The organism is Enterococcus sp. AZ077, from assembly GCF_051714965.1.
GTDB classification, from domain to species: Bacteria; Bacillota; Bacilli; order Lactobacillales; family Enterococcaceae; genus Enterococcus_B; species Enterococcus_B hirae.
The window spans coordinates 415,125-430,651 of sequence record NZ_JBIOSX010000001.1; the positions used below are offsets into that span (position 1 = coordinate 415,125).

At 37.8% G+C, this 15,527-nt stretch carries 16 protein-coding genes and 1 other annotated feature; of the genes, 12 read left to right on the top strand and 4 right to left on the bottom strand.

The features are described from left to right. Nucleotides 1-17: 17 nt before the first annotated feature. From IGL28_RS01875 to sdaAB, 3 genes are all read right to left on the bottom strand, one after another. The gene (locus IGL28_RS01875) at nucleotides 18-2,063 is read right to left on the bottom strand and encodes an EndoU domain-containing protein (RefSeq protein WP_081127688.1); all 2,046 of its coding nucleotides are present in this window, start codon (nucleotides 2,061-2,063) and stop codon (nucleotides 18-20) included. A gap of 323 nt (nucleotides 2,064-2,386) precedes the next feature. After that, nucleotides 2,387-3,253, bottom strand: coding sequence for an L-serine ammonia-lyase, iron-sulfur-dependent, subunit alpha (gene sdaAA / locus IGL28_RS01880; RefSeq protein ID WP_438843874.1), 867 nt, complete (start codon nucleotides 3,251-3,253; stop codon nucleotides 2,387-2,389). Between the two features lie 13 nt (nucleotides 3,254-3,266). Further along, a complete protein-coding gene (gene sdaAB, locus IGL28_RS01885) occupies nucleotides 3,267-3,935 on the bottom strand; it encodes an L-serine ammonia-lyase, iron-sulfur-dependent subunit beta (RefSeq protein WP_010720152.1) in 669 nt (222 codons plus the stop codon). A 538-nt stretch (nucleotides 3,936-4,473) separates the two neighbouring features. Between sdaAB and rplK the strand changes: the two genes are divergently transcribed. The 10 genes from rplK (at nucleotide 4,474) to IGL28_RS01935 (ending at nucleotide 11,516) form a co-directional block, all read left to right on the top strand. Continuing rightward, complete coding sequence (gene rplK / locus IGL28_RS01890; RefSeq protein WP_010720151.1) at nucleotides 4,474-4,896, top strand: 50S ribosomal protein L11; 423 nt, start codon at nucleotides 4,474-4,476, stop codon at nucleotides 4,894-4,896. A 103-nt stretch (nucleotides 4,897-4,999) separates the two neighbouring features. After that, nucleotides 5,000-5,689 carry a 50S ribosomal protein L1 gene (rplA, locus tag IGL28_RS01895; protein ID WP_010720150.1) on the top strand — a complete coding sequence of 230 codons (690 nt, stop codon included), beginning with the start codon at nucleotides 5,000-5,002 and terminating at the stop codon, nucleotides 5,687-5,689. Between the two features lie 79 nt (nucleotides 5,690-5,768). Further along, nucleotides 5,769-5,894: a sequence feature (ribosomal protein L10 leader region), on the top strand. A 178-nt stretch (nucleotides 5,895-6,072) separates the two neighbouring features. Beyond that, the gene (gene rplJ / locus IGL28_RS01900) at nucleotides 6,073-6,576 is read left to right on the top strand and encodes a 50S ribosomal protein L10 (RefSeq protein WP_010720149.1); all 504 of its coding nucleotides are present in this window, start codon (nucleotides 6,073-6,075) and stop codon (nucleotides 6,574-6,576) included. 52 nt (nucleotides 6,577-6,628) lie between these two features. Continuing rightward, nucleotides 6,629-6,997, top strand: coding sequence for a 50S ribosomal protein L7/L12 (gene rplL / locus IGL28_RS01905; RefSeq protein ID WP_010720148.1), 369 nt, complete (start codon nucleotides 6,629-6,631; stop codon nucleotides 6,995-6,997). A 145-nt stretch (nucleotides 6,998-7,142) separates the two neighbouring features. Beyond that, nucleotides 7,143-7,358, top strand: coding sequence for a Spo0E family sporulation regulatory protein-aspartic acid phosphatase (locus IGL28_RS01910; RefSeq protein WP_081127692.1), 216 nt, complete (start codon nucleotides 7,143-7,145; stop codon nucleotides 7,356-7,358). 389 nt (nucleotides 7,359-7,747) lie between these two features. Continuing rightward, nucleotides 7,748-8,122, top strand: coding sequence for a hypothetical protein (locus IGL28_RS01915; protein ID WP_010720093.1), 375 nt, complete (start codon nucleotides 7,748-7,750; stop codon nucleotides 8,120-8,122). Between the two features lie 391 nt (nucleotides 8,123-8,513). Then, entirely contained in the window at nucleotides 8,514-9,191 is a 678-nt protein-coding gene (locus IGL28_RS01920) for a TVP38/TMEM64 family protein (protein ID WP_010720092.1), read from the top strand. A 176-nt stretch (nucleotides 9,192-9,367) separates the two neighbouring features. Then, on the top strand, nucleotides 9,368-10,552 hold the full coding sequence (locus IGL28_RS01925; protein WP_053765777.1) for an MFS transporter: 1,185 nt from the start codon (nucleotides 9,368-9,370) through the stop codon (nucleotides 10,550-10,552). 403 nt (nucleotides 10,553-10,955) lie between these two features. After that, nucleotides 10,956-11,189, top strand: coding sequence for an AbrB/MazE/SpoVT family DNA-binding domain-containing protein (locus tag IGL28_RS01930; protein ID WP_438843875.1), 234 nt, complete (start codon nucleotides 10,956-10,958; stop codon nucleotides 11,187-11,189). Between the two features lie 24 nt (nucleotides 11,190-11,213). Then, nucleotides 11,214-11,516 carry a type II toxin-antitoxin system PemK/MazF family toxin gene (locus tag IGL28_RS01935; RefSeq protein ID WP_081127695.1) on the top strand — a complete coding sequence of 101 codons (303 nt, stop codon included), beginning with the start codon at nucleotides 11,214-11,216 and terminating at the stop codon, nucleotides 11,514-11,516. A gap of 343 nt (nucleotides 11,517-11,859) precedes the next feature. Here IGL28_RS01935 and IGL28_RS01940 read toward each other — a convergent pair whose 3' ends face one another. After that, complete coding sequence (locus IGL28_RS01940; protein ID WP_081127697.1) at nucleotides 11,860-13,389, bottom strand: ABC-F family ATP-binding cassette domain-containing protein; 1,530 nt, start codon at nucleotides 13,387-13,389, stop codon at nucleotides 11,860-11,862. A gap of 429 nt (nucleotides 13,390-13,818) precedes the next feature. Between IGL28_RS01940 and IGL28_RS01945 the strand changes: the two genes are divergently transcribed. Together IGL28_RS01945 and IGL28_RS01950 are read left to right on the top strand one after the other, a co-directional pair. Further along, the gene (locus IGL28_RS01945) at nucleotides 13,819-14,520 is read left to right on the top strand and encodes a glucosamine-6-phosphate deaminase (protein WP_010720087.1); all 702 of its coding nucleotides are present in this window, start codon (nucleotides 13,819-13,821) and stop codon (nucleotides 14,518-14,520) included. 145 nt (nucleotides 14,521-14,665) lie between these two features. Further along, the gene (locus tag IGL28_RS01950; protein ID WP_010720086.1) at nucleotides 14,666-15,379 is read left to right on the top strand and encodes an MgtC/SapB family protein; all 714 of its coding nucleotides are present in this window, start codon (nucleotides 14,666-14,668) and stop codon (nucleotides 15,377-15,379) included. Nucleotides 15,380-15,527 lie beyond the last annotated feature (148 nt).

Sequence of the window (15,527 nt, forward strand, 5' to 3'; positions counted from 1 at the left end):
AAAGTCCCAACTTTTTTCTATTTTTTTACAAGAGGATAGACGGTGGAAATCGTTATTTTTCCATTTTCTTTGATATTGACATGACCTTGGATCTCAAAAAGACCGTTGCTTGCTTTTCCGCTGAATGGTTTATTTCCGGTGCCATTAAAGGTCGTTTCGGAAATGATTTGTTCGACTTCTTGCATGATTTTTTCTGCACCCCAATCATCGGGAAAAACAGTAGAATTAGCTTTCTTGTATTCCCACGCATATTTTACTTTTGCTTCATAAGGCATACCTTCTGTTACTTTCCCGACTGGTTCGTAGATAATGCCGCTTTCTTTTCTATAAAAATCTGGGTGTCTTGAATGCGCACCTGACAGATTAGGAACACCATCTTTGCCTGGTTTGACCTCACCCGCTAGATGATTGAGAGTTTTTCGTTTAAAATATTTCGTCGGTTGGATCTTTTCTACGATGCCTTTATTTGGGCACCCTTTGAGAAGGATTTCTTCTTCTGCTGCTAAAATGGTTTTGGCTTGTGCTTCTTCGACTTCAACAGCACCGATGAGTTCTCCTCGTTCGACCGTGGTCAATAAGGAACGCATCTCACTCCACGGCAAACACATGGCCACTAAAAGCACATCCAGTGGTTCAATTTTCATCTCAGATTGCTTGATGCGCAATTCGGTATTTTCGTAATTCGGTAGGTTCTTTAAGACGTTGCCACCAATTTCTTCTAAGACATTTACCGTGTCGTCATTTAAGGTTTTAGGTAAGGCGTCGGTTCGTTCCTCGTCATAAAGACCATCAGCTAATGCGTAGTATGTAGCGTAAATACCAAAAAATTTCTGGACTTTCCGTAAAGAATAGATGACTTGTTGGTTATAGCCGATGGTAATTTGTTCCATCGGCACAACGGTTTGTGTCCCGCGATAAACAAATGCGCCCTCTCGATTGAGTACTAAATCCTGCCCATTGGCTTGTGCAACGATTCGGAAGAAATTAGTATAAAATGTTTCTGGAAATTGGCTGATCAGCTGGTCACGTTCCTTGATCATTGCTCCAGTGATGTCTTTTCCTGTCCGATTGACGGTATCGACATCGGTTGGTGGGATCGCACCTATTTGAACGGTTGCATGATTCAAAAAGAACTGTAGTACGGTCTCAGGTGTGTCCATTTGGTTAAGGAAGGTATCAAAATCTGTTTCGATGGCAATATTGATCGTATTAGAACTGTAGTTATTGTAGGTTTGTTTCTCATGATCATAGGCAGTAAATGCAAAAGTAGCATTCACTTGCTTATCGGTCCACATCGAAGGAACAAACGTGATTTCTTGTAATGAGCCGATCCTAGGTGGAATTTTGATGTTCCCGGGGTAGTAATTATTGATCGAATTCTCTAGATAAACTAATAAACTTTGTCCATCAGTTGTTTTTGGTCGAAAAGTCAATTTTTCTTTGGTTTTGATGAGTTGATAGCCTGACAGATCGGGACTGACATTTAAGTAATCGATAAATTGGTTTTGTAAAGCAATCCAGCTAGCCATTTCCATTTTGCTAAATTCGTCTAAATCGGTAGGATTTTCTGGATGATCAATGATTTCGTCAAAAACAGCAAGGGTATGTCGTAACAACTTCTTTTGTGTGAGACGATAAGCTTGACTAAGGGCGGTTTCTTGTGCACCGGGTTTGAGATACGGGGTAGTAAACTCTGCTAAGGTGACCGCTTGAATAATTGGTGCGATCGGTGCAAGATTGAAACGGGTGCTTAACGGTAGGAACGCTGGGCCATACATTAAATCTATGTAGTCATTTAAGATCAAATTATCGAAGACGTTTCGTTGACTCGTTAACGAAGAGAAGCCTTTTTGAAAGGTAAGTTTTTCTATTTCTGCTATTTTTTGTGGTTCTTCGAGTGGCGAAAGCGTATTAGGCAACGTGAAAGGCACTGTCGCTTCTTTACGTGCGGCTTGAAGTGTTTGTTCTGTAGCAAAAGCCGTGATGCTAGGCGGAAGTATCGTGGTAAACAAAAGAGAGAGGACAAGCCACCAACAGCCCCAAGTTAATTTTTTGTTTTTCATTTTTTATCACTCCTTTAGTTTGATACCACAAGTGTACAAAATAAAGAAAGCGTTTTATTTGAAAAAGAATGTTCTCTAACACCTTATTTTTCCAAAAAAAGAAAAAAAGTTCTTCTATAATGAGCAAACGTGAGCAAGGGGGTGTAAATCATGTGTTTTTACGACGGCTTATAAATAGAAATACTCTTTGACAATAAAAAAAGGCTCTTTTAAAATGCGAAAAACGATTTTAAAAGAGCCTCTTTTTATTACTCAAGATGAGGGAAATCAACACACCCTCACATGAAACAGATAACTATTCATTTTTTATAATGAAACTATTGTTAGTGATTCAAGAGTTCGGTTGTTAAACGTTTTGCTGTTGGTGTCACCGCCAAGCCACCTTCAGCTGTTTCTTTAAAGATGGCTGGCATTTGACGACCTACTTGATACATCGCTGCGACGACTTCATCTGGTGGGATGACACTTTCGATTCCTGCTAATGCCATATCTGCCGAAATGAACGCCTGAGAAGAGCCAAGGGCGTTTCTTTTAACACAAGGGACTTCAACGAGGCCTGCGACAGGATCACAAATCAGACCCATCATGTTTTTCAGCGTAATTGCGATAGCTTGGGCTGCTTGATGGGGCGTACCATTTTTTGCACAGACAAGAGCGGCAGCGGCCATTGCACTTGCTGAACCTACTTCTGCTTGGCATCCGCCTTCTGCACCACTGATGGAGGCGTTATTGGCAATGACTAATCCAAAGGCGCCAGCGGTAAAAAGAAACTCAATCTGTTGTTCGTGGGTCAACGACAATCGGTCACGGACAGCCATGAGGATGCCGGGTACAACACCAGCGCTTCCCGCTGTAGGTGTGGCACAAATCAATCCCATTTTTGCATTTACTTCGTTGACAGCAATAGCATTGCGGACTGCTGACAAAATGGTTTCACCACTTAAAAAGTCGGCTTCTTTTAAGTAACGAGCTAGTTTTTGGGCATCACCGCCAGTGATTCCAGTCACAGACGTTACACCTTCGTTTCCTTCAGCGATGGATTGTTCCATGACACTGAGGTTTTTTTCCATGATTGCAATGATTTGTTCTCGTGGACGACCACTCATATCCATTTTAACAGCAATCATTAATTCTGCGACACTAGGATAATTTTCTGCTTGGCGAACCAACTCTTCAATAGAGAAAAACATCTTTCTTCCTCCTTTAATCAAAATAATTAACGCTGTCGATCTTCGGTAATTGCGTTAGTTTACTTATAGTGTCATCTACTTGTGGATCATCTACTTCGATAATCATAATGGCATTTTCACCCTTTGATTCTCGTGTAACAGTCATTGTACCGATATTTGTATTTGTTTCTGAAAGGATATTCGTTACTTTAGCAATCATCCCAGGTACATCTTGATGAACGATGATAAAGGTCGGTGTTCCCATACTTAATGAGATTTTGAAGCCGTTTAATTCCGAGATTTGGATATTTCCGCCACCAATCGAGATACCAGTGACTGAAAGTTTCCGTTTTCCTTTTTTCAACAATAGTTTAACGGAGTTAGGATGCTCTGCTTTTTCACCCTTAGGCACAAAGAGAACTTCCATTCCTGCTTCATAAGCTAACTGCAGTGAATCTGCCAGACGCTCATCATCTGGTTCCATGCCTAACAAACCACCAACTAAGGCGATGTCTGTTCCGTGTCCCCGATAGGTTTTTGCAAATGATTCATAAAGATAGATATCCACAGAATCTGGTTGTTCCCCAAAAATACTACGGACGATTTTGCCGATTCGAGCAGCTCCAGCAGTGTGAGAGCTGCTTGGACCGATCATGACTGGACCAATAATGTCAAAAACACTACGATATCTTAATTCTTTCATTTTTCCACCTCTTTAAAATAGATAAACACCCCAGCAAAAGTAAGTGAACTGTGTATAGCTCGCTTACTCGTTTCCTCATCATTTTTGAAACATAAACAACATTAGTTAAATTAAATAAATATTTCACAAGCGTGCATTAATCTAAGGAACGCATCAATGATAGCTATGAAAATATATCGAACAATATTTTTATATTTTTAAATAGAAGAAAGCAGAAATTTCTAAATTACTAATGAGTGAGCGGCAGTGATACCTTATGTATTTTCGCTTGTTTTCTTTTCAGCGTAAGTGTATCACAAAAGAAGGAAGATGAGGGGGACTTCTAGTTGATTTTTAGTTTTTTTTAGAGGTTCAAGCAATAAATTAAACATTTATCAGAAAAAAATCTTGAAAAAAAGAATATATTTGCTATACTGTATCAGTGTGCATTGTCATATGCATTATTTTGACTGATAATCGAAGGATTATGAGTGAAAACGTGGGAGGAGAAATATGCATCTCCAATTAACCACATCACGGACTTAAGGAGGTATGTCTCGTGGCAAAGAAAGTAGAAAAAATCGTTAAATTGCAAATTCCTGCAGGTAAAGCAACTCCAGCTCCACCAGTAGGTCCTGCACTAGGTCAAGCGGGTATCAATATCATGGGATTCACTAAAGAATTCAACGCTCGTACAGCTGATCAAGCAGGTTTAATCATTCCGGTTGTTATTTCTGTATACGAAGACCGTTCATTCACATTCGTTACAAAAACACCACCAGCTGCAGTATTATTGAAAAAAGCTGCAAAAATCGATAAAGGTTCAGGCGAACCAAACAAAACTAAAGTTGCTAAAGTTTCTAGCGATCAAGTAAAAGAAATCGCTGAATTAAAAATGGAAGACCTAAACGCAGCTGACATCGAAGCAGCTATGCGCATGGTTGAAGGAACTGCACGAAGCATGGGGATCACTGTAGAATAATCGCTACACCCTAAGAAAGTAGCTTCTCAGTTGGCTCTGTATTGAAAGATATAGAACACGTGGGAGGTACAACCGTTATAACCACAATCAAGGAGGAACCAAAATGGCTAAAAAGAGCAAAAAAATGCAAGACGCATTAAAAAAAGTTGATTCAAGTAAAGTTTATCCTGTTGCCGAGGCTGTAGCTTTAGCAAAAGAAACAAACATTGCAAAATTTGACGCGACTGTTGAAGTTGCATACCGTTTGAACGTAGACCCTAAAAAAGCAGACCAACAAATTCGTGGTGCTGTAGTATTACCAAACGGAACTGGTAAAACACAAACTGTTTTAGTTTTTGCTAAAGGAGACAAAGCAAAAGAAGCTGAAGCAGCTGGTGCAGATTTCGTTGGTGACGACGACATGGTTCAAAAAATCCAAAACGGATGGTTTGACTTTGACGTAGTTGTTGCTACACCTGATATGATGGCAACTGTTGGTCGTCTAGGACGTGTTTTAGGACCTAAAGGCTTAATGCCAAACCCTAAAACAGGTACTGTAACAATGGACGTAACAAAAGCTGTTAACGAAGTAAAAGCTGGTAAAGTTACTTACCGCGTAGACAAAGCTGGAAACATCCATGTACCAATCGGTAAAGTATCATTCGACAATGAAAAATTAGTTGAAAACTTTGCAACAATCCATGATGTATTAGTGAAAGCTAAACCATCAGCAGCTAAAGGTCAATACATGAAAAATATCACAGTTACAACAACATTTGGACCTGGTATCCATGTAGACCAAGCTTCTTTCTAATTCTTGAATTAGAACGTTGATTGATCCAACTGAAAAATAATTCTTGACTCAACTAGTTTAGCATGCTAAGCTAGTTGAGGTTAATAATTAACTTGTACCGAAGACAGTAGGTGGCGTAGCCTTAATTTCCTACCGAGGACGTTTATTGAATACTTTCAATAGTCCCTCTATGTCTACGGTGGCATAGAGTTTTTTTATTGTGAATCACTAAGAACGAAGTGAGCAGATGATGAACAATACTTGGCGAACAGAGTGAGCGAAGTTCCCTCTCAAGCGAAGCATGATGAATCACTAAGAACAAAGTGAATAGATGATGAACAATACTTGGTCAATGATCAAGTGTAAAAACTCTTCCATCAAAATTCAGGAGGTGAAACTCAAAAATGAGTGAAGCAATTATCGCAAAAAAAGCAGCAATCGTTGATGAAGTGAGCGAAAAATTTACAGCAGCAGCTTCTGTAGTCGTAGTTGACTACCGTGGTTTAACTGTTGATGAAGTGACTCGTTTACGTAAACAACTTCGTGATGCAAACGTAGAAATGAAAGTTATCAAAAACTCAATCCTTTCACGTGCCGCTAAAAAAGCTGGATTAGAAGGCTTAGACGAAGTATTCACTGGACCTACAGCCGTTGCATTTAGTAACGAAGACGTTGTAGCACCAGCGAAAATCATGGACGAATTTGCTAAAGAAGCAAAAGCATTAGAAATCAAAGGCGGTATCATCGAAGGTAAAGTATCTTCATTGGAAGAAATCACAGCATTGGCAAAATTGCCAAACCGCGAAGGACTTCTATCTATGTTGCTATCTGTACTACAAGCGCCAGTCCGCAACGTGGCTTACGCTGTCAAAGCAGTGGCAGACAAAGAAGATGGAGATGCAGCTTAATAGCCGCATAGCATAAATAAAAATACGAACATCTAAAACGGAGGAAATTATAATGGCAATGAACATTGAAAACATTGTTGCTGAGTTAAAAGAAGCAACTATCCTAGAACTTAACGACTTAGTTAAAGCTATTGAAGAAGAATTTGGCGTATCTGCTGCTGCTCCTGTAGCTGCAGTTGCTGCTGGTGGCGCTGCTGCTGCTGAAGAACAAACAGAATTCACTGTAGAATTAACTGCAGCTGGAGACCAAAAAGTTAAAGTTATCAAAGCAGTTCGTGAAGCAACTGGCTTAGGCTTGAAAGAAGCTAAAGCTGTAGTTGACGGAGCTCCTGCACCAGTTAAAGAAGGCGTATCTAAAGAAGAAGCTGAAGAATTAAAAGCTAAACTTGAAGAAGTTGGCGCATCTGTAACTGTTAAATAATTTTTCGAAATTAGTTGGCATTGAGACCCTTGATACGATAGGGTTTCAATGCTTTTTTATTATGGCTCTATAATTTATGTGATTGATAATATTTGAAGGATGACAGTCTATCCAATGTCTCTAAAAAAGAAATAAGGAGTAAAAGATGGAACTTTATAAAATGCTAAGTCCTGCAGATATCCAGTTTTTGAAAACTAAATTGAACGTCATTATTCAAGATCGTAATTATACGGATGATGAAGTTGTGCAGATTTACGATAAAATTGAAGATTTTCATATCCTTCAATCCTTTGATGAGAACTATAATCTTTCAGAAGACGGTAAACACGCGTTAGATATTTTGTACTTAGATATTTGGTAATAGTACTTAATCAGCTAATGATTAGGTGTTATTTTTTATTCCAACATTAAAGATTTTCTGAAAGAGAAAGCTCGTTTTAGGAGTGGGATGATAGTGAGGTAGGGATGAGAGGTTGTTTTAACGGACTCGAAGTATTAAATAGCTATTATTTCGTTCTTTTTGCGTATGTTATCATTGTAATTGAAGCCGAGAAAGACCATTGTCGTTTATTTTTAAGCATATTGCCAACTCATAGCCCGCCAGATATCATGACAGATTAAGAACTGGAGAGCAGCATTACATACAAATGGGAACGGGTTGGATTGGATTATACGTTCGGGAAATGTGGAATGATTCGCAGACTGTTTTTATTGGAACAGAATATAAAACAATGTAAGTAAGGTGTAATGATGAAAAAGTTCGATTCCAGATATATAATAGGTGTATTTCTTGTATTGTTTATTTTAATAGGAAGTGTAGAATTCATTTTGAAAGGGCATCACTCATTTATTCTCAATGAAATTTATTTTAGAGTACCTATTGTTGTTGTCGGTATGGTTGAGATGCTACCAAATGAGAAAGGTTGGGGAACGTTTCGTGTGCTTTTTCTCGTTTTTTTGAGTGATTATTTATTAAAAAAAATATTCGATCATTTTGGGTTAGAAGAAATAACACTTACATTTATACCCTATCTAATTATCTTAGGAATCCTTTTGGTTATTTTCTTTGCCAGATTAACGATAAAAAAAGACTTTTTCGAACACATAAAAAAGGAAAATAAATGAACAGAAGAGGCTGTGACAGAAGTGTCTAGCTCTGAGAAATAAGCCGGAGAATCCAAAAATAGCATCCCCTATTTTTGGTGTTCTACGGCTTATTTTCTGATAGAATTTGGAATACCGTGGAAATGAGGTTGTGAGAGTATCGGGTAGCTCCAATGACAATAAGAAAGAATTTTTTGAAACAGCTGCCCATGTTTTGAGATTTTTTGACTTATCGCCTAAGGTCAGCTCTTTGAATACCGTTTACCCGTTTTTAAAGTGATTCCCCAGACTCTTTTTCTCATACTTCTGAATAATTACCAATGTGATAAAAAGCGTAAAATGAATAAAAAAGACTCATAGTTATTTTTGTGATACTCTAATAGAAGATGGATTATTTTAGGCAGGTGAAAAAATGAAAACAAAAAAACTACGTGTTTTCTTAATCATTATTGGACTCCTTTTGATTCTATTTATTGGTTATCGTTTATATTTGGAGTATCAGACGGATATCCAAATGTTTTTGGATCCCAAGACCAGTCGACAAGCATTACTGGATCAGATTCGATCACATGGCTTTCGGACAGCGCTCTTTTTGATATTACTGATCAGCGTGATGTGTGCTGTTCCAGGTATCCCTACTTCTGTCATCGGTGTATTGGTAGGTTTAAGCTATGGTCCGTTGCTAGGAACTTTAATCAATGTCTCTGGTAATGCTTTTGGGAATATGTTATCGATTTTTTTAATGCAACATTTAAAGCTGTTTGATCATTCAAAAAAATCCAATCGCTGGGTAACAGCGATCCGCAATATGAAACATCCCAAAATTGGCGTAATGGTGGGGTACATGGTTCCTGTGATCCCTTCTTCCGTTATCAACTTTGCAGCGATGACGTTAAATCTACAAATTCGTGACATCATTTTATCAATCGTGATTGGCGTGATTCCTTCCTCGATTCTTTATGCTTGTGGAGGCGAAGCGTTATTTCATGGCTATAGTAAGACGGCTTTGTTGTTAGTAGCTAGTGTCCTTATTTTGACACTTCTAGTGGTAATTATTTACAAGGATCGTAGAAAACGACATGTAAAATAATTGATATTATCAATGATTAAAAGAAATATCCCTTTGATTTCGTTCTATACTTTTAAGATTCATTTTTATTTTAATTTCACGATAACTTATGTTTCATAAAGTAGTAAAACACTGAACTTTCCTATTCCCAATTTTTCTAAGAAGTTGTAAACTAATAAAGGAAATGAGGGAGATAAATGGATAAAAATGAAAAAACGACGTTAACATCTTCACTGATTTTGCTCTTATCAATTACTTGTGGTGTGGTAGTAGCGAATATGTATTATATCCAACCGATTGGTACGAAAGTGGCAGCCAGTTTATCGGTTAGCACAAGTGCAATTGGTATTTTGACGATGTTGACTCAACTTGGTTATGCGTTAGGTTTGTTGTTTTTGGTGCCATTAGGGGATGTAGTCGATCGTCCGAAGCTGATTATCCGAATGGCTGCACTCTCTGCGATTTCATTATTAGCGGCCTTTTTTGCACCGTCATTTACATTATTTGCGTGTGCTTCTTTTTTGATCGGCTTATTATCGATCGTGCCCCAAATCATTATTCCCTATGGAGCAGTATTGGCAGGGCCCAAGGCTAGAGGAAAAGTGATGGGGACCTTGTTAAGCGGTTTATTAGTGGGGATCTTACTTTCACGGACGGTTTCGGGCATTGTAGCAAGCCTCTTTTCTTGGCGGATGATTTATCTTTTTGCTTTAGTATTAGTGGCTATCTTGACCGGATTATTGTATTGGAAAATGCCAAGAACGCAAATAAAAACAACTTCATCTGTATCGTATCTTGATTCCTTAAAAAGTTTACCTTATTTAGTGAAAACACAACGCTTATTGAGAGAAGCGTCTATTAGCGGCTTTTTTATGTTTGGAACTTTTTCGATTTTTTGGTCAACATTGATTTTTTATATCAGTAGTCCGGTGTACCATTGGGGAACATTTGAAGCAGGAATTTTGGCGATTTTTGGACTATCAGGAGCAGTAGCTGCACCGATTGTTGGCCGGTTGTCTGATTCTTATTCCGAGAGAAAGATTGTCGGAATGGGACTTGCGATGCAAACGCTCAGTTTTGTTGCTTTATTAGTTGCAGGGAGTCATTTAGTCGTTTTGTTAGTGGCAATTATTCTGTTAGATGTCGGGAATCAATTTGGGCAAGTGGCAAATCAGACACGAGTACAAGGACTAGGCGAAGCAGCAAGTAATCGGAATAATACAGTATTTATGTTTATGTATTTTATTGGTGGTGCTACGGGTTCATTACTAGGCACAACGATGTGGCAACAATTTGGTTGGCTCGGTGTGACACTTACTGGTTTAGCCTTTCAATTATGTGCCTATATTTGTCAATACATCATTTTTCAAAAGCGGTCATGATAGAAGTGTCCAACTTGAAAAGTAAGCTGAAGGATTCGAAAGTCGTTTTTCGATTCCTTCGCTTACTTTTTTAATATACTTCTATCCTATTTTATTTGGGAGTTTCTATAACTGATTTCGTGATCAACCGCAGTTATTAGAAAATTTCGTGCAACTTCCAACGAAAAAATAATATGGATACGTTCAATAGTATAAAATCACTTTGTTTAGTACCAGTTATATTATGAAAGATCCAAAAAAATATTCAGTAGACTACTTAGAAATTTTTATATTTAATTTGTATAACATTTTCATATGAAAATGAGTTGTTTCCATAAAAATCTATTCACTTGAAAGATATGTTTTGATAATTTCGTTAAACTGAGTTTAACTTAATTTAGCAAAAGGATTGGAGATGAAAGATATGGAAACAGTAGCAAGAAAAATAGGTAATTCTGTGGGAACAATTTTCCCGAAGGATATATCTCCAAAAGTGGGAGAAATATTTACTATTTTGAAAGTAGGAGAAGCGTATATATTGAAACCTAAGAAAGAAGATATTTTTAAAAACGAAAAGGCTTGGGAAGGTTTTAGAGAATCGATTACAGCCGAAGAATCCGAATGGAAGAGCATGAAACTTGAAGGCGAGGAATACTAGAGGAAATATCCAAAACAAAAGGATATTATTTGGATCGACTTTGACCCTCCTAAAGGTAAAGATATAAGAAAGCGTAGACCTGCGTTAGTAGTTAGTAGAGACGAGTTTAATGAGCGTACAGGTTTTTGCTTAGTTTGTCCTATCACTTCTACAAAGAGGAACTTTGCAACATATATTGAAATAAAAGACCCGCAGAAAATAGTGGGTGAAGTAGCTACACACCAATTAAGATCGGTTGATTATACCACAAGAAATATTGAAAAAATTGAACAATGCGATTTGTTGACGTGGATTGAAGTGGTGAAAGTGATAGGGATGTTTATTTAGTAGGAGATAACGGGCAAAGTAGTAATTTCCATTTTAGAGAAAGTTAGATTACTCACCGCTTTTACGACGTTGGTTTTGCTAATAATTGACCATGTAGAAAAAAAGTAACCATCTTCGAACTTTGGCGAATGAAGATACAATAGACACTTAAGGAGACTACCGTTTTTTTTTACGATTCTATATTGGGGCGATGTTTACCTGAACACTTAAGAAAAAAGAAAAGATTGTAAAAAACGATGAGCGAAACAGTAAAAGCCCCCACCCACACAAGGGTTCTTGTGTAGAGGAGACAGGCTGGTGTTAAATGATGTACATAATCTATTTTTAGAGAATTTAGTCAATTTTATCCCTCGATTTCAATGACTCGATCGACTAAATCCTGGTAAAATTCTTGTTCATGAGAGACGATGATTACCGTCCCAGGAAAATGCTTGATACCGGTTTGTAAGCTATCTTTTGTTTCATGATCGATATGATTCGTTGGTTCATCAAGAATTAATAAGTTTCCTTGGTTCATCGTGAGTTGTGCTAATTTTACTTTGGTTTGTTCACCACCGCTAAGAGTAGAAAGTGGTTCACTAGCTAGTTGATTGACTAAACCAGATTTGGCTAGTTGTCTTCTTAATTCTTTAACGGTTGCTTTAGGAAACTGTGCGCCTAGATATTGTAAGGGTGTTTCTAAAGGTTTTTCCCAAATGAGATCTTGTGAAAAATAATTGATCGCTGTGTTGTCGGGAAAGTGATATTCGCCGGCTAGTTGTTCGATTTCGCCAATCAAGGTTTTCAAAAGTGTGGATTTACCAATACCGTTAAATCCACGAATCGCTACTTTTTCACCAAAGCGGATGGTTAGGTTGATCGGCGAAAGCAAAGGTCGGTCATACCCAATGACTAAATCGGTCGTTTCAACAGCCAATGTCGTTACGATCGGAGAATAAGGAAAATCAAAGATTGGCTTAGCTGTTGAGGCAGGCGGAGTCAATCGCTCAATTTTATCTAATTGTTTTTGGCGACTTTTTGCCATGGTAGAGCGAGAACCAGCTTTATATTTTCGGATATAAGCTTCGGTTTTTTCGATGTGCTTTTGTTGGGCATGGAATTGGCGTAGATAACTTTCACGGTTTTGTTCTTTTTGTCGTAATGCTTGTTTTAAATGACCCGTATATTTGGTGATTTTACCAAATTCTATGTCAGCGATATGGGTTGTGATTTTATCTAAAAATTCTTGGTCATGAGAAATCACGATATAAGCGCCCTCGAATGACTGTAAAAATTGAGTAAGCCATTGGATGTGTTGGTCGTCTAAGTGATTGGTTGGTTCATCTAAGATCAGGACATCGGGGGTTTCTAAGAGTAGTTTCGCTAAAATCACTTTAGAACGCTGTCCGCCACTCAGTTTTTTCAAGGGGGTCGACAAACCTAAAACGTCAATGCCTAGACCACTACTCATCTCAGCGACTAAGGTATCAATTTGATAGAATACTCCTTGGTCTAATTCCGTTTGAAGCTTTCCCGCTTTTTCGAGTAACGCCTCTTCCATTGTTTCGCTGTATTCTTGATAAAGTTGGGTAATCAATGCTTCTTTTTTAAATTCATCAGAATAGGCTGTTTTTAAAAATTCTTCGATGGTCAATGTTTCATCCACCGCTACATATTGATCTAAATAGCCTCTATGGATATTTTTTTGCCAATGGACTTGTCCATCATCTGGTAGAATTTCTCCTGTGATGATCTTGATCAACGTACTTTTGCCAGCCCCATTTTGTCCGATCAATCCTAGATGTTCTCCAGCATTGACTTGGAGTTGTACATTTTCATATAAGATTTTATCTCCAAATTGTTGCGTGATATTTGTTAATGTTAAAAGACTCATGTTCTGTTCCTTTCTAATAATGTTATGCATGTTAAGAAGACTAATAGAAGAAAGCAAAACAAATAAAAAAGCTGATCTGAAGTTGTTCAACATACTATAGGATCATTCGACATGATCGAACGAATCTAGGAGAACATGTCAGTTAAAATTTTTAAATAAGTTGCTCGTCTTTTAGAAAATCGTTTCTCAGTTAATGAGAAGTAGCGATTGTTTTCTAAATTTCTTGGTCTTTAATGTTTTAATTATAAAAAACGTATACTAAAAGTATCAGTTTAAAGGACATGCGATAGGTTATCTTATGCAACCTAACATGCAAGGGACAAGATTGTCAAGAAAACAAAAATCGTCGGTTTTGGTCTATACTAATATTGTAAAAAAAGACAAGTCGTGCTATAATTGGGCTATACCAAAAACAAAGGAGTAGTCGTTATGGAAATCATTCGAGTGAAAAATGCTGAAGAGGGCGGAAAAAAAGCTTTTGAAATTATTAAAAAAGGCATGGAAAATGGGGCAAAAGTATTAGGTCTTGCAACAGGTAGTACGCCAATTACTTTATACAAAGAAATGACTTCAAGCGATCTGGATTTCAGTGACATGACTTCTGTAAACTTAGACGAGTACGTTGGACTAGGCGGTTCAGATGATCAAAGTTACCGTCATTTTATGAATAGCCAATTGTTTGATAAAAAACCATTTAAAGAATCATATGTACCAGATGGAAAAGCTGCTGATCTTGAAGCGGCTTGTCAAGAATACGATGAAATCCTTGAACAACATCCAATCGATATCCAAATTCTAGGAATTGGTCAAAATGGGCATATCGGATTCAATGAACCTGGTGCACCATTTGATGGCACAACTTCAGTAGTGGACTTAACAGAATCAACGATCAATGCGAATAAACGATTCTTTGAAAAGGCAGAAGATGTTCCAACAAAAGCTGTCTCAATGGGGATTGGTTCGATCTTAAAAGGAAAAGAGATTGTCTTACTTGCTTATGGTGAAAACAAAGCAGATGCAATCAAAGGAATGATTCAAGGACCAATGACCACTGATTTGCCAGCAAGTGCTTTACAAGAACACGACAACGTGATCGTGATTATTGATGATGCAGCAGGAAGCAAACTATAAGAATAAATAAAAATTTTGGGGGGCTGCTCGTTTTCAGCTCCCTTTTTTGATCGAATAAGATTTTTAATCTGTCGCACAAAGCAATGGGGGGATTTGCTTTGTTTGAAGTTGCGAAACATGCTATATTGGTTTGGAGGGGATTTATATGGATGAGATGATCTTATCGGTCCCAGAAATCATCTTACGACTAGGGATTGCATTGATCTTTGGCGGGGCGATTGGATTTGAACGGCAATATAAAAATCGTCCAGCAGGGATGCGGACGCATATTTTAGTATGTATGGGTGCTTGTATCATTGCGCTGATCCAAGTGGAAATTGCAAGTAAAGCGTTACGTGATGCGTTAGAATACCCAGAACTAGTTGGTACGATTCGCTCAGATGAAGCACGTTTGATTGCACAAGTCGTTAGTGGCGTTGGGTTTTTAGGAGCTGGCACGATCATTGTGACGAAACAATCAGTCACCGGGCTAACCACAGCTGCTTCCCTGTGGGCGATTGCTGGACTAGGAATCGCCATTGGTATGGGATTTTATTGGATTGCGATCATTAGTTTTATCGGGATCGTGATTGCATTAACGGTTGTCAAAAAAATTATCCACGTACCAACGACCAAAAAACTAGAAATCCAATATATCCATCGGAAAGAAACCAAAGATTTCTTGACCGAGTATTTTGAACAACGAGGAATTATCATTGAAGACGTAAATTTTGACGTGGATTTCGTGGAGGATTATCGGGTATATAAAAATATTTATACAATTGACTTACCAAAGGACATGACTTATGCAGATGTCATTGAAGAGTTATCTGTCCATAAAAATATCATGAAGCTTCATTTAGTTAGTGTGGCACAATGAAACAATTCCTTTCAGTTGGTAATATAAGGCTTTTCACACATTGGTTTTATGAAGAGTCGGTTACAAAAGAAAAAACGCTCATTCGCTAAGAGAGTATTTCCTATTTTAGCCAATGAGCGTTTTTGGTGTCTTTTTTTGATTTATTTGC

Coding starts and splice junctions, on each gene's coding strand:
- IGL28_RS01925 (WP_053765777.1), top strand. CDS start 9,368: ATGGATAAAAATGAAAAAACGACGTTAACATCTTCACTGATTTTGCTC.
- sdaAB (WP_010720152.1), bottom strand. CDS start 3,935: ATGAAAGAATTAAGATATCGTAGTGTTTTTGACATTATTGGTCCAGTC.
- IGL28_RS01910 (WP_081127692.1), top strand. CDS start 7,143: ATGGAACTTTATAAAATGCTAAGTCCTGCAGATATCCAGTTTTTGAAA.
- rplL (WP_010720148.1), top strand. CDS start 6,629: ATGGCAATGAACATTGAAAACATTGTTGCTGAGTTAAAAGAAGCAACT.
- sdaAA (WP_438843874.1), bottom strand. CDS start 3,253: ATGTTTTTCTCTATTGAAGAGTTGGTTCGCCAAGCAGAAAATTATCCT.
- IGL28_RS01930 (WP_438843875.1), top strand. CDS start 10,956: ATGGAAACAGTAGCAAGAAAAATAGGTAATTCTGTGGGAACAATTTTC.
- rplA (WP_010720150.1), top strand. CDS start 5,000: ATGGCTAAAAAGAGCAAAAAAATGCAAGACGCATTAAAAAAAGTTGAT.
- IGL28_RS01950 (WP_010720086.1), top strand. CDS start 14,666: ATGGATGAGATGATCTTATCGGTCCCAGAAATCATCTTACGACTAGGG.
- IGL28_RS01915 (WP_010720093.1), top strand. CDS start 7,748: ATGAAAAAGTTCGATTCCAGATATATAATAGGTGTATTTCTTGTATTG.
- IGL28_RS01875 (WP_081127688.1), bottom strand. CDS start 2,063: ATGAAAAACAAAAAATTAACTTGGGGCTGTTGGTGGCTTGTCCTCTCT.
- IGL28_RS01920 (WP_010720092.1), top strand. CDS start 8,514: ATGAAAACAAAAAAACTACGTGTTTTCTTAATCATTATTGGACTCCTT.
- IGL28_RS01945 (WP_010720087.1), top strand. CDS start 13,819: ATGGAAATCATTCGAGTGAAAAATGCTGAAGAGGGCGGAAAAAAAGCT.
- IGL28_RS01940 (WP_081127697.1), bottom strand. CDS start 13,389: ATGAGTCTTTTAACATTAACAAATATCACGCAACAATTTGGAGATAAA.
- rplJ (WP_010720149.1), top strand. CDS start 6,073: ATGAGTGAAGCAATTATCGCAAAAAAAGCAGCAATCGTTGATGAAGTG.